The organism is Bacillus sp. FJAT-53060 (assembly GCF_037104745.1).
GTDB classification, from domain to species: Bacteria; Bacillota; Bacilli; order Bacillales; family Bacillaceae; genus Bacillus; species Bacillus stratosphericus_B.
Genome location: NZ_JBAWSW010000012.1, coordinates 1 through 13,792, shown reverse-complemented (window position 1 = coordinate 13,792; position 13,792 = coordinate 1). Strand labels below are relative to the sequence as shown.

Here is a 13,792-nt window from a genome sequence, read left to right as displayed (position 1 = left end):
AAGAAGCCTGCCAATATGCCGATATATTTCATAGAAGATTGTTCATTAATGTTTTTAGGTAGGTCATGTGAAAGAATCATAATGAGGTGAGCACGTGTTAAAAGGACTATACACCGCAACATCTGCCATGATCGCTCAAGAGCGGCGGACAGAAATGCTTTCAAATAATATCGCAAATGCGAATACACCAGGTTATAAAGCTGATGAAGGGGCCATGCGGGCGTTTCCAGAAATGCTGCTGAGCCGAATGGAATCAGGACGTTTCCAAACATCCTCAGGCAAAGGCTTTAGTGTCCCACAACAAACACCGATTGGTGGAATTAATACGGGGACATATATGCAGGAATTGATTCCTCAATTTACACAAGGAACATTGAAAACAACAGATCAAACAACAGATATCGCATTAGTAGAAAGTAATGTGCCAATCAACCCAGAGACAAATCAAAAATCAGCGTTATTTTATGCAGTCAATACACCAGAAGGCGTTCGTTATACGAAAAGTAGTTCAATTACATTAAATGTACAAAATCAGTTGACCATCAATGGCCGTGCCCTTCTTTCAGTGACGGGACAGCCGATTACGGTTCAGAGTGAGAATTTCAAAGTGAATGCAGATGGAACTGTGAGTGAAAATGGACAAAATCTCGGACAAATCGATGTGAGAGTAGCAATGGACACAAGAAACCTTGCGCGTGAAGGAAATGATTTATACCGCACGGCTGATAACCAACCCCTGCCAAGTGCAGTAAATAACGGTCAAATGTCCTATACGTTAAGCCAAGGTGTATCTGAGCTATCGAACGTGGATGTCACGAAATCATATACAGAAATGACAACAGCCTATCGTGCGTTTGAAACAAATCAAAAAGTGGTTCAGGCATATGATAAAAGCTTAGAAAAAGCAGTGAATGAAATTGGAAGAGTGTATTAATAAAGAAATGAAAGGGAAAGGAGGATTCTTATGCTTAGAACGATGATCAATGCAACTGTGTCGATGAACGAGGTGCAAAAGCAGCTTGATATCATCAGTAACAACATTGCCAACAGTGAAACAACAGGGTATCGCGCGAAAAATACCCGTTTCTCAGAGCTGGTCAGACAGCAGTTTAATCAGGTAGATGAAAAAAATGAGCAGGTGGCAAACAGTCGTCTGACACCTGATGGATTAAGGCTTGGAACAGGTACAATGGTCAATGCATCCATTAACTCATTGCAAGGTTCTATCAAAGAAACAGGGCGTGATCTTGATGTTGCGTTTGGGACACCATCGCAGTATTTACAGGTCAATGCCGGTGGAAATATCCGTTATACAAGAAGTGGTTCGCTGTATTTACAGCCAGGTCATAACCGTAATCAGGTACAGCTTGTCACAAGTGAAGGCTACCCGATTCTTGATGAAAACGGAAATGCGATTGTCTTAAATGCTAATTTCCGTAATATTTCAATTGATAAAAATGGGCGACTCACGGCTATTTCTAGAGATAATCAACGGAATCAGCAGGTGAATCTAGGCGTTGTACAAGTCAATAATTCTTCAGCCCTTATCTCTGAAGGAGATAATTTATTCTCAGTAGACGGTAACTATCAAGACGCATTAACGGCACTGAATGGGGGCAATCGCCAAGCCATTCAGCTTCAGCAAGGTGCACTTGAAAACTCGAATGTGGACATGTCTAAAGAATTAACAGATCTCATGACAACACAGCGCTCGTATCAGTTGAACTCAAGAACCATTACGATGGGCGATCAGATGCTAGGATTGATTAATACCATTAGATAATGAGCAGGCGGCGTGTGTGTCAGCCTCTCATGATGAAAAAGGCGGCTCGCTCAAAGTCGCCCTTTTTTTTATAATAATCTGAGACATCTGCAAGCAGATCCTCAAGATCAATCCAGGCTTCTTTTTGTTCAAGACATGTGACGAGCGTGGCAATTTGCTCATCTGCCTTGGGCGTTTGATTATACAGAAGGAATAAAATTTGAAACTTCATTCTTAATATATCAAACTGAGAGGCAACCGCTTCTTTTAGCCCTTTTTGTATATACTTCATTCCTTCTTCCGTTAAATTTTCTTTGAAACAGGAACGCACGGTTTCGTAAAGACATGATACATAGGAATAAGTGGACTTCCGGTATGCTGGGAGACGAAGCGATTTTTTAAAGTATTCAAGTGCTTCCTTATGACGGTTTTGTCTCGATTGAACAAAACCAGCGTCATAATAAACAATACCGAGTAGTTCTTGGTCATCGATCATTTTTACGTATTCGATCATGTCAATAAAAATAGCTTCTGCTTCCTCATATTTTTTTTGATCGCTAAAATTAAGTGCAAGCACAATTTTACAGCGATAAATGCTATGGACATCCCCGTGCTTTGCAAAGATATCCATGGCTTTTTGAACATGACGAATCGATAACAATGAGTAGCGGTTGTTATAATAAATTCCACTTGTACGAAAATGAAATTCTGCTTCCTCCAGCTCATCGTTTAGTAATGGCAGTCTTTCTTCTGCCATTTCAATATAATGAACGGCATCATTTTGATCGCTGTTTAAAGATTCGTATAGTCCGAGAAAGAAGTAAAAGTAATATTGCAGTTCTTCGTTCATTTGATCTCTATGAAGCATCAGTTCATGTTTAAGCTTTGCTAAGTCCTTTGCCTGATTCATCCAGAGCTGATGGCGAAATAACATGAGTTGATAATGTAAGTAAAGCTCCTGTTTCTTTACTAATTTTCGTTTATGTTTTGTTAATGTTGTTTTGATATCTTCAGCCTTCGAAAAATGTCGATTCTTCAGCATTGTATACCACGAATGGAGAAGTTTTCTAATGGATTTATCGCTTATAAAATTCATTTTTACCCTCTTATTCAATCAATGATGTAATATATTTTACCATATTTGTAAAATAACAATGAGTGTAGTGTGGATTATATTTGATGACAATAGGTAACAATAAATTCTATTTTTTACCATTGATGTTGTCAGAGCATTGAAAAATGCCGACATTCATAATATACTTCTATTGGAATCAAATGAAGATTAGAGATTTAGAAAAAAGGAGAGATCAAGATATGCTTGATGCTCAGCAAATTCAAGAGATTATTCCACACCGTTACCCTTTTTTATTGGTTGACCGCATTGTAGAGGTTGAAGGTGAGAAAAGAGCGGTTGGGATTAAAAATGTCACAGTCAATGAAGAATTCTTTAATGGTCATTTTCCAGGATACCCAGTCATGCCGGGTGTGCTCATTGTGGAAGCACTAGCTCAGGTTTTTGGTGTGATTATGCTAGGAAAAGAAGAAAACAAAGGGAAAATTGGTTTATTTGCAGGGATTGACGGGTGCCGATTCAAAAGACAGGTCAAGCCTGGCGATCAGCTTCGTTTAGAGGTTGAAGTGACACGTCTCCGCGGTCCGGTCGCAAAAGGAAAAGCGTTAGCAACAGTGGATGGTGAAGTAGCGTGTGAAGCGGAACTGACATTTTCTATCGGTCCTAAAGTATCATGATTTGCCTGGCGGTTCATCTTACATGAACCGTTTTTTATATAGAAAAGTTCAGTCTGAACGGATAAGGGCTTGCGTTTTTTACAAAAAACGTCATATTAGACAAAAAAAGATGAAGGTGATAAAGGATGTTGAAAGAATTTAGAGAGTTTGCAGTCAAGGGGAATGTGATCGATTTGGCTGTAGGTGTAATCATTGGGGGAGCATTTGGCAAAATTGTCACTTCTCTTGTGAATGATTTAATCATGCCTCTTGTCGGTATTATCATCGGTGGGCATGATTTTAGCGGTTTATCCATTAAAATTGGATCTGCTCAAATTTTATATGGGAATTTCATTCAAACAGTCGTTGATTTCTTGATTATCTCATTTTCCATTTTTATCTTTATTCGTTATTTGAATAAACTGAAACGGAAAAAGGTAGAGGAAGAAGAGGTTGTAGAATCACCAGATCAAACAGAAGTTTTATTAACTGAAATTAGAGATCTATTAAAAAATCAAAGCCAATCAAAAGATGTGCAATAGAAAAAGAGCGCTATCCCCGCTCTTTTTTATGTGTTTTGTTTAAAAGCATCCAGCAGTTTTTCTCCTGAAAGCCCCTCTTTGACGAGGTCTTTTAATACTTCTTCGGTTTCTGTTCTGTAACGATTTGTAATCATTTTACCATCAAGTAACACGGAAATGTTTTCTTCTAAGGCAACGATGTTTTTGACTTGGACTGATAGATGAACAGGGCGGTTGTTTTCTTTTGTGATCGTCACAAGAATCTTCACTTCTGTATGCTGCTGAGAGAGTACCTCAAACACCTGTCTATGTTTCTTTGGAAGGAGTGCCTCGATCATCCAGTGATTTTCACCGTCTTCTTTATTAATGATTAAACCGTCACGAAGGGGAATGCTGGACATTTTATCTTGCTTAGGATCAAGTTCAATTTTTATATCAATCAGCCTAAATGTTTTCATATTTATCACCTCACAAGCGTTCGTTATTCGTATGTACAATTATAGCATACAACATCTGTATAAATGAAACCGCTACCTACTCAGAACTAGCTGTACTGAAATTGAAAGGAGATGTTTTATGGAGCCCTATCAACTGCGAAAAATACACATTGTCGAAAAGAATGATAACCTCAGGCGGTAAAAAGTAATAATTAAAGGGTAAATAGAGAATTTGAAAGGCGATTTTGTCATTTTCATGTTTTGTCTTCTGCGTTTTTTCTAAGTAGACTAGGGGTAGTTGAAAGGAAAGGAGGCAAGCCTTGAATTAAAAGGTAAGGTCTAGCATCTGTCAGTCCCCCTCTAGCTAAAGCGGATAGACTTTGCCTGATGCACATAAACACTGCGTAATAGAACCGTTTCTTCTTTGTATAAGTCACGTGTCCCCTGCGAATCCCCATATGTATCCGGTCATGTCTCGTGGCCGGGTACCCTTTTTATTGATTAAGACGATCAGCCCTTGCAAATAGTGGATACTCATTTCATAATGATGATGGATTTGATAAATGGAATGTCAGGTTAAAGTGGAGACAAAAAAGGAGAGAACGATGACAAACATTCAATTAATCGCAACGGATTTAGACGGTACTTTATTGAACAGTGAACACAAAGTGAGTCAGGAAAACGAGCAGGCATTAAAGGAAGCAACAGTGAGCGGAATTGAGGTTGTCGTTTCAACAGGAAGAGCGTATTTTGATGTGAAGTCTATTTTTGATGAGCTTGGTATGAATACGTGGGTGATTAGTGCCAATGGAGCTGTGATTCATGATCCAACTGGACAAGTGTACCATTCAGCTACTTTACAAGAAGAAAAGGGCAAACACATATTATCCTGGCTTGAGGAACGTGATTATTACTATGAAGTCTTTACGAATGAGGCCATTTTTACACCGAATCGTGGCAGAGAGCTTCTTGCTATCGAAATGGACCGCTTAAAAAGTGCAAATCCAGAAGCTGATAGAGGTGTTCTTAAGCAAGCGGCAGAAGTTCAATACAGCCAGTCGGGTTTTGCCTATATTGATACATATGAAGAATTGTTTCGTGAGGATCAGAAGCTTTCGTTATACAACATCTTAGGCTTCTCTTTCTTTCAAGACAGACTGAAGGCCGGGTGGGATATGTTCGGACAAGATTCAGATTTAACATTGGTCAGTTCGGCCGATCATAACTTTGAGATCGGGTCAAAAGATGCGTCGAAAGGGCAGGCATTAACAAGGCTGTCAGAAAAGCTAGGTATTCCTTTAAGCCAGACAGCAGCTGTAGGAGACAGTTTAAATGACGAATCGATGCTTCAAGTAGCTGGCATAGGAGTTGCGATGGGTAATGCGAGAAAGGATATAAAAGAAATAGCTGATCACGTCACGTTAACAAATGATGAACATGGTGTTGCGCATATGATTCAACATCTTTTGTAGTAAATGAATCGATGTATTTGTATAAATCACAGATGAAGCGCATTCTTTTAATCATGAATATTACCCGCTTGTAAGGAAATTAAGGAGAGTTAACGAGTGGCGCTGGAATCTTATAGGTCCAAAAATCTGCATTTAATCAAGGAAGCCTGAGACTATACTCAGGTAGGCCTGACGGTGAGACCAGTCTTTACCTGATAATCCTTTAATATATGTGAACAAGGGCTTTTTAGATATGACAGCTATCAAGAAACCGAAGTACTAGGGAAGAATTGTCGTTTCCTTCAAGGAGATAAAACTGGGCAAATCGCTTTAAAACAAACTAAGACAGCTATTGAGAACAAAGAGGATGGCACTGTTCAACTAAAAATTACAAAAAATCTGGACAAATGTTTTGGAACGAATTTAACAACCTGCTAATGTCAATGATTTAAAAAAGAGGATTTTTCGTCAAACTTGAGAAAAGTCCTCTTTTTGTTGCGATTAAGATGATTGAGCTGCTGCACTTAATGTGAATAAATCTTCTAGTTCGTTCGTCGATAGCTCTGTAATCCAGCCCTCGCTTTGGATAATTTGATCATTTAATGTTTGTTTTGTTTCAAGCATTTGATCGATTTTTTCCTCGATCGTGCCAGTTGTGATCATCTTATGGACGTGAACAAATCGCTTTTGTCCGATACGATAAGCACGGTCTGTCGCTTGGTTTTCTACGGCTGGGTTCCACCATCTATCGTAGTGAATGACATGATTTGCTGCGGTTAAGTTGAGTCCTGTTCCTCCTGCTTTTAAAGAAAGGATTAAGATATTGAATTCTTTCTTCTGGAAGCGTTCCACCATGTTGTCCCGCTCATGTTTTGATAGGCTGCCATTTAAAAATTGAACAGGTTCTCCAAACATCTTCTCCGCTAGCTGCTTGATCATGTTGCCCATTTTAATATACTGCGTAAAGATGAGACAGCTTTCTCCTTGTTCATGTATCGCTTTCAACAGCTCTGCTAATTTATCCATTTTTATTGAACGCTTCCGCAATTTCACATCTGTCCCGCTTTCCTTTAAATAGAGAGCAGGGTGATCGCAAATCTGTTTGAGTCTGCCGAGCATACTTAAGATGATGGCTTTACGCTGCATACCTGTTAATGAAGCCATATGTTCGAATGTATCCTTGACGAGCTGTTCATATAAAGACGCCTGCTCAGCGGATAACGGGATGAATGCTTTTTCTTCTAGTTTCTCAGGCAGGTTCAGGGCGACCTCTTCATCTTGTTTTGTTCGTCTTAATAAGAATGGTTTGATTAGCTGCTGTAGCTGTTCAATTCTTTTTTCTTCACGATCTTTTTCAATCGGAAGGACAAATTTTTTATGAAAGCTGGTCAGGCTGCCGAGATACCCTTTGTTGATGAAATCGAAAATGGACCAAAGCTCCGTCAAGCGATTCTCCATCGGTGTGCCGCTGAGGGCAATGTGATGCTGTCCTTTTAATTGCCTGATCGCTCTCGATTGTTTCGTATGGGCATTCTTAATGTTTTGTGCTTCGTCTAAACAAATGGTATTCCACTTTGCTGATGTTAATTCATCACGGTCAGAATGTGCGAGTCCGTACGAAGTCAGGACAATATCTGTAGACTCGTACGCTTTTGTAAAGTTCTCACCTTTTGGACGTGATGGTCCATAATGTAGTGCGATGCGCAAATGTGGTGCAAATGTGACAAGCTCTCTTTGCCAGTTTCCTAAAACAGAAGTGGGCGCAATGATGAGAGACGGAGAGGCGTTTTGCTGCTGCTCCTTCAAATAGGTGAAATAAGCGATCATTTGAATCGTTTTCCCAAGTCCCATATCATCTGCTAAACAGGCCCCGAACCCATGAGATCTTAAAAACAGAAGCCAGTTGACACCATGCTGCTGATACGGACGCAGTGTGCCTTTAAAGGACTCACTCATTTCGTAGGAAGGTAGCTCATGTGTATCATTTAACTGATGGACAAGTCCTCTTAATTGAGATGAAAGTTCAAAATGTATATGAGCAAATGTGGAACGATCTAAAAGTTCTGAAGTCGCTTCAGAGGACGCCTCTTGATCAGCCAGTTCACGTGACAAAATATCAGACATGTGAAGCCCTTCGTTTTCGGCACGCTCCATCCATTTTTTCATTTGCTGAATGAAGGTCGGATCGATTTTTATCCATTGTCCGCGAATGTTGACAAGGCGGCGTTTACTTTGGACAAGCTCGTTGAACTCAACTTCTGTCAGCTCGATACCATTTGTGGCAAAGCGCCAATTAAAGTCCATTAAGGCGTCCATTCCGACATACGATTCCCCTTGTGGTGTAGATGAAATCCTTGCTTTTAGCATCATCTTGCTTTCCTTTACGATCTGCCACCACGATGGGAGCAGGATCTCAATACCCATATTCACAAGCGTTTCACTTGCTTCAGATAGGAAGAGCCACGCTTCTTCTTCTGACATGAGGGTAGTGCCAGAAGTGAAAGAGAGCCAAGGGACAACTTGACTGAATCGCTCTAGCTCTCTTAAAATTTTTTCTTGATAAGGACGCCAGGATCTTTTTAAAGAACGGATGCCTTCAAAAAAGTGAAGGTCGTTGTTTTTTTTATCGCGCAAAAACAATTCGATTTTCCAATCATCCACGTCATAGTCTGGTTCATTTAAGCGCAAGCCGACAGTGAAAGGCGTCTCATCATTGATCCAGCCAATCGTCTCTAAGAAATCCTGCTCATCTAAAAAATGCCCCTGGAAGGATGAAAGGGCAGGCGATTGTGCAGTCATTTGGTTCCACTTGTGCTGCAAGGCATCATCATATTGAATGTAATCCTGTACGGCAAAGGAGAACCAATCAGCTGTATAGCCATCTAATATGCCTTCTTTGTCTTTAAACCGAAGCACACCTTCTGTCCATGCCTCATAATCGGGAACGAAATCTTTATCCTCAATGAATTCGTATATGGTAGAGGCTGTTTTCATAAGGGCCTCGGTTTCATCCGTTATTGTTACAAGACTAAAGGTATTAAATGAATTTTTTCCTAGCAATTCAACGGTCATCCAAGGGCTTAATAGGAAGGCAGGTGTGCCAATAAAGCTCACATCTTCTAAGAACGTTCCGTAAAAAGATGATTCATGCCATTGGAAAAGCTGTCTCTTCATTTCATTAAGCGGAACAGGGTGTCCGTCCTCTGCTTGCGCTGAAATGGTGAAAGAGTAATCTTCTGTTTGTTCTGCATGAATGACAATTAGTTTATGGCGTGTCATCAATCAATTTTCCTTTCTTCATTTCCTCTTGGAACGCACGCAGCCGTTTTGTTGAATCTTGCAGTTGCTTTACATATCTTTCCCAAATTGCATTTTTTTTCGTTTTATGATAAAGCGTCCGCAGTTTTTTTAGCATTTTCACAGACTCTCGATAGGCACTTCGGTTTTTTTGATCGAGAAGCAGTGAGATTTCACGGTGGTACGATGGAATGAGCGCTTCAGGCTCTTCCTTTGCAATTTGTTGGATCAGTTTTTTCTCCAATTCACTGATGGAGAAGCCGTAAAGGCTGTGAATTTCAATCCATTCTGTATATCGCTGCTGAGCATATAAAAGCTCACTATATTCAGTGAATGCATAGGGCATGCAGATTTGGCAATAGCGTTCATATAAATAATGATCCTTCGTCTGCTTAAAGTACGCTTCTAAATAAAAGAAGAAATCACTGACAGCTCCTCGCAGCTCTCTGTAGGGTAGGTTCAACTGACAATATTCTTCTAATATATAGGAGATCTCATTGTACCAGAGCTTAAGTCGCTTCCAGTCCTTGCGGTTTGTGAGATCCTTTAGCCAATTGAGCACATTTGGTAGCATATTCACATTGAGCATTCGTAATTGCTGAAAGAGTCTTTTGTCTTCCTTGAGCAAATAATCCATGTGCATCAGGCCGATGGCACGTTCAACTGTTTGTTCTTGCTGCTGAGCGTTCTTTAGTAAGTCTGTTTCTTTTTTGACCCATTTCCCTCTATTTAATATGGTTCCCCAAATCTCCATAAAGACCGCTACCCGTTCATGCTGAAAAGGTCCGATGATTTGAAGAAGTGTCCGAACGACAGTTGGTGTGTTTTCAAGAAACGGATCGAGGGAAAAGGAAAGGGCGTATGTCTTTAAATGATCCACTGAATCAAAAATGGTGTTCATGAGCTGTTCTACATATGGATTCATGGCATAAAAGTCCTTTTCGGCATCAAGTCGGCCGAGTTCGATGAGCTCATGGAGCCTTAGCCACACATCGATGGACGTATGGATCGCATACAAGCTCTTGAATTCAGGTGAAGTAGGTGCGTGTTTTTTCAGGATCGATAAATAGCCGTAATACAAATGCTGTGGTGTTTGCTGATGCTTTGGCGCCTGTTTCAGCCAGAGGTTAAATTCCTCTTGGAAAAAAGTTAGCCAGCTCTGGAGTGATTGTTCGTCTGGGCGCTTCACATGGAAGTGCTGTCGAATCAATTCTTTGCTGCGTTGTAACTCATCCTTTTCTGACCAATTCTCTGTAAAGTTGGTCACGCTCTCTACTTGAGCGTATAACGAAAAGAAGACAGCGAGAATATGTTTGCAAAGTCCATCCGCAGGGCACGAGCAGATGCTTCTCACTGGAAACAGCACATGAAGGTGGACTCTTGCTGCCACGACATCATGTACATAAGCTGACCATTCCGTATCAGACTCTTGCTTGAGTCGATATACGCTGTCCTGTCTATAAGTAATCAATGCTTTTTTGATCAGTTGTTTGTTTTCATCTGTCGTAGGAAAAAGTTCTTTGATCTGTTCGGCTGTTTGTTTGATTTCTTCTTCGTTGATGTTGTGCTGAAGCATTTGATCCGCTCCTAACCAAGTAAAAGATTCCAATTCTTTTATTATAGCTCAATGGTGATTTATAAAAAAGTTTTTCATGAAAATGGTCATAAATTTCAAAAGCTGTCGAATGATGTATTAGAGTATTGCATAAACCAACCATACAGCATATAATAATGAAATTAGTGGAATTGAAAGGATACAGACATGGATAATAAGGGTTTAAATCAAGAAGAGTTTTTAAAGATTTTGATGTACGCTCATGATATTGGAGAAAATTCAAATGATGTCACTACAAAAGAAATGCTTGAAAATCTGATTGCTCATATTCGAAATGGTCTTGTTTCATAAAGGTGATCCCCTGCTAGTTGTGGCAGGGGGTTTTTGTTTGCTTTTATGAATGGAAAGAAAACTCCCAGCATACGATGACATTACAAGCATAAGGCGTATGGGGAGCTGATAGGGTCATGAATATTGCGATTGCAGGCTGTGGATATGTGGGGCTCGTCACGGGGGTGTGTTTAGCGGAGGCTGGACATGACGTGACGTGTATTGATATTGACCGGCAAAAGGTCATGCAGCTGAAGCAAGGGAATCCTACGATGTATGAGCCGGGGTTAAAGGAACTGCTGAAACGGAATCTTGAGCAAGGACGTATTCATTTTCACGTCAATGGAGAGACAGCCTATCCGCAGGCTGATGTGTTAATGATTGCCGTCGGTACCCCGCAGCAGCCAGATGGTCAAGCCGATTTGCAGTATGTGATTCAGGCTGCAAAAGAGATGGGGGGAAAAGCGAAGTCAGGTGCGGTTCTTGTGGTGAAAAGTACAGTGCCTGTTGGAACGTGTGATCAAATCGATCGTTTTATTCATCAAGAATTAGGACGAAATGAACCGCTATCTATTGCATCTAATCCAGAGTTTTTACGAGAAGGGTCTGCCATTTCAGATACATTGAGAGCGGATCGGCTTGTAATTGGGGCTGAAACGAAGGATATATTAGACCAGCTAGAGGACATGTATGTTGACTTTCACCTTCCGATTGTGAAAACAGATCGTAAAAGCGCAGAAATGATTAAATACGCATCGAATGCATTTCTTGCGACAAAAATTAGCTTTATGAATGAAATAGCCTCGATTTGTGGTAAAACAGGTGCTGATGTTGTAGAGGTAGCACAGGGGATGGGACTTGATCATCGGATCGGTTCTTCTTTTCTTAGAGCGGGTATTGGCTACGGGGGTTCCTGTTTTCCGAAAGATACAAATGCACTTGTCAAAATCGCAGGGCATGTGTCCCATGATTTTGAACTATTGAAGGCTGTGATTAAAGTAAACAATGAGCAGCGAGCCAGCTTTATCCGAAGTATTCAGGAGCGGCTGGGGACAAAGCTGGAAGGGAAGCGAATCGCACTTCTTGGCCTGTCCTTTAAGCCTAATACAGATGATATGAGAGAAGCGCCATCGATTCCGATCGCTCATGAGCTGCATCAATTAGGTGCGGAGCTTGTGGCCTATGATCCTGTGGCAATTCGTCAGGCAGCGAGTGAACTGCCTGATCAAGTCTTTTTTGCTCAAACCATTGAAGAAGCGATACAGGATGCCAGTGCGGTCTGTATTTTAACAGAATGGGCTGACGTTCAGGCTTTCCCACTCTCAGCCTATAAGGAATGGATGAAACAGCCACTTATTTTTGATGGTCGAAACTGCCATACACTTGAAGCAGCAGAACAAGCAGGGATTGAATATCATTCTATTGGACGCAGGCCTGTCTCTCCTATTTATATGTAAAAGAAAACCGATAACAGGTGATGTTATCGGTCAGCTTGTAGAGAAACCTATTTTTTTCTACAGGCTGAACACCCCGGGATCGCCGGGGTGTTCTTCGCTTATTTATCTGGACTGCTTTCCGCACTGGCTATTTGCTGTGCAAGGTCAGCTCGATCGATATCTGCTTGGAAGAAATCCTGCGTATCTGGCAGGTGTAAATTCATATGCATTTTTTGGGAAATTCGGATGGTGACTTGATCAACGGTGTAATCGAATACGTGCCTGCCGACACGTCGATCCTCATCAATAAAGTGAAGATGGTATCCACTCACCGCAATGCCATGTGCGTACTGAGGTGTACGGAAACCTGCGATGGTCCCTTGAATATCTTCGAAATCGAAAATGGGCTGTGACTTTACTGCCTCCACCATTGGAACGTAAGGTTTTTCTTGTTTTTCGACTGTGCGGGTTTGAACCTTTTTGAATGATCCATCAATACGAATCGCATAAAATATATTCTTACTTGGCAAAATGCAATCAATCTCTTCTTCTAGCTCTAAGGCTGTCATTTTAGTTTCTTCAATGTCATCAGTGGCGATCCTCCGCTCATCGCCGTTTCCATCGGACGACGCCAAGGAGAGATGAAAGATACAGCAAAGCATATTACAGGCAGAGGAGAGTTTGTTGTTCATGTGAGTGATGAAGCGCTGATAGAGGATATAAACGAAACGGCTGCTACTTTGCCAGAGGAAGAGAGTGAGCTGGATCGAACTTGCCTTCATCAAGTAAAGAGCAGTGTTGTTACAGTTCCAGGCATCAAGGAAGCACGCATTCGCTTTGAATGTCAGTTGGAAAAACATCTGACCTTTCAAAATGAGGAAGGTGAGATCACGGTCGATCATATCATTGGTCGGGTTGTGTGCGCGCATTTAGATGAGTCTGTCTATGATCCGGAAAAAGGATATATTTCAACAGACGTATTAAAGCCAGTTGCACGCTTAGCAGGGAATGATTATGCCCATTTAGGTACGTCATTTGTGCTCAAAAGACCAGAATAACGTGAAAAAACCCCGAGAGATATCGGGGATTCGGGACTGACCCCCGTTTTTGAGACAGGGGTCAAAACACCTTTTTACAGCCAATTGCCGATAGTTTATCGGTGATTGGTTGTTTAGTTTTGTTTGAATACGAATGTTGTTATAATAATAAATGTATTCTTTGACAGTGCGTTCTACGATGTTGGTCGTAGTTCGATCAATCCTGTTAAGATAGAAC

11 protein-coding genes and 3 pseudogenes are annotated in these 13,792 nt (G+C 40.9%); 8 read left to right on the top strand and 6 right to left on the bottom strand.

The window, feature by feature from the left end:
• Positions 1 to 94 precede the first annotated feature (94 nt).
• The gene (locus tag WAX46_RS06595) at positions 95 to 934 is read left to right on the top strand and encodes a flagellar hook-basal body protein (RefSeq protein WP_226566675.1); all 840 of its coding nucleotides are present in this window, start codon (positions 95 to 97) and stop codon (positions 932 to 934) included.
• A gap of 30 nt (positions 935 to 964) precedes the next feature.
• Positions 965 to 1,783, top strand: a complete 819-nt coding sequence (locus WAX46_RS06590) for a flagellar hook-basal body protein (RefSeq protein ID WP_226566674.1) — start codon at positions 965 to 967, stop codon at positions 1,781 to 1,783.
• 19 nt (positions 1,784 to 1,802) lie between these two features.
• On the opposite strand, the gene WAX46_RS06585 is transcribed toward WAX46_RS06590, so the two are convergent.
• Entirely contained in the window at positions 1,803 to 2,858 is a 1,056-nt protein-coding gene (locus WAX46_RS06585) for a tetratricopeptide repeat protein (RefSeq protein WP_226566673.1), read from the bottom strand.
• 218 nt (positions 2,859 to 3,076) lie between these two features.
• Here WAX46_RS06585 and fabZ point away from each other — a divergent pair, with 218 nt between their 5' ends.
• Positions 3,077 to 3,511 carry a 3-hydroxyacyl-ACP dehydratase FabZ gene (fabZ, locus tag WAX46_RS06580; protein ID WP_226566765.1) on the top strand — a complete coding sequence of 145 codons (435 nt, stop codon included), beginning with the start codon at positions 3,077 to 3,079 and terminating at the stop codon, positions 3,509 to 3,511.
• Between the two features lie 125 nt (positions 3,512 to 3,636).
• On the top strand, positions 3,637 to 4,032 hold the full coding sequence (mscL, locus tag WAX46_RS06575; protein WP_226566672.1) for a large conductance mechanosensitive channel protein MscL: 396 nt from the start codon (positions 3,637 to 3,639) through the stop codon (positions 4,030 to 4,032).
• A 26-nt stretch (positions 4,033 to 4,058) separates the two neighbouring features.
• Here mscL and WAX46_RS06570 read toward each other — a convergent pair whose 3' ends face one another.
• Entirely contained in the window at positions 4,059 to 4,469 is a 411-nt protein-coding gene (locus WAX46_RS06570; protein ID WP_226566671.1) for a YwpF-like family protein, read from the bottom strand.
• Between the two features lie 593 nt (positions 4,470 to 5,062).
• On the opposite strand from WAX46_RS06570, the gene WAX46_RS06565 reads away from it, so the two are divergent.
• Positions 5,063 to 5,920, top strand: a complete 858-nt coding sequence (locus tag WAX46_RS06565; RefSeq protein WP_226566764.1) for a Cof-type HAD-IIB family hydrolase — start codon at positions 5,063 to 5,065, stop codon at positions 5,918 to 5,920.
• A 480-nt stretch (positions 5,921 to 6,400) separates the two neighbouring features.
• Here the strand turns inward: WAX46_RS06565 and WAX46_RS06560 are convergent, their stop codons facing one another.
• Both WAX46_RS06560 and WAX46_RS06555 read right to left on the bottom strand, forming a co-directional pair.
• Positions 6,401 to 9,178, bottom strand: a complete 2,778-nt coding sequence (locus tag WAX46_RS06560; RefSeq protein ID WP_336493537.1) for a DEAD/DEAH box helicase — start codon at positions 9,176 to 9,178, stop codon at positions 6,401 to 6,403.
• A complete protein-coding gene (locus WAX46_RS06555; RefSeq protein WP_226566669.1) occupies positions 9,165 to 10,772 on the bottom strand; it encodes an SWIM zinc finger family protein in 1,608 nt (535 codons plus the stop codon). Before WAX46_RS06555 ends, WAX46_RS06560 begins: the two co-directional genes overlap by 14 nt.
• A gap of 186 nt (positions 10,773 to 10,958) precedes the next feature.
• Here WAX46_RS06555 and WAX46_RS06550 point away from each other — a divergent pair, with 186 nt between their 5' ends.
• Entirely contained in the window at positions 10,959 to 11,102 is a 144-nt protein-coding gene (locus WAX46_RS06550) for a hypothetical protein (RefSeq protein WP_003214884.1), read from the top strand.
• Positions 11,103 to 11,218: 116 nt separating this feature from the next.
• Positions 11,219 to 12,538 carry a UDP-glucose dehydrogenase family protein gene (locus WAX46_RS06545; protein ID WP_226566668.1) on the top strand — a complete coding sequence of 440 codons (1,320 nt, stop codon included), beginning with the start codon at positions 11,219 to 11,221 and terminating at the stop codon, positions 12,536 to 12,538.
• Between the two features lie 98 nt (positions 12,539 to 12,636).
• On the opposite strand, the pseudogene budA reads toward WAX46_RS06545, so the two are convergent.
• Positions 12,637 to 13,071: pseudogene (gene budA / locus WAX46_RS06540) on the bottom strand (acetolactate decarboxylase); the annotation flags it as partial.
• 15 nt (positions 13,072 to 13,086) lie between these two features.
• Here budA and WAX46_RS06535 point away from each other — a divergent pair.
• Positions 13,087 to 13,575, top strand: a pseudogene (locus WAX46_RS06535) (flavin reductase family protein); the annotation flags it as partial.
• 75 nt (positions 13,576 to 13,650) lie between these two features.
• On the opposite strand, the pseudogene WAX46_RS06530 reads toward WAX46_RS06535, so the two are convergent.
• Positions 13,651 to 13,792, bottom strand: a pseudogene (locus tag WAX46_RS06530) (IS3 family transposase); the annotation flags it as partial.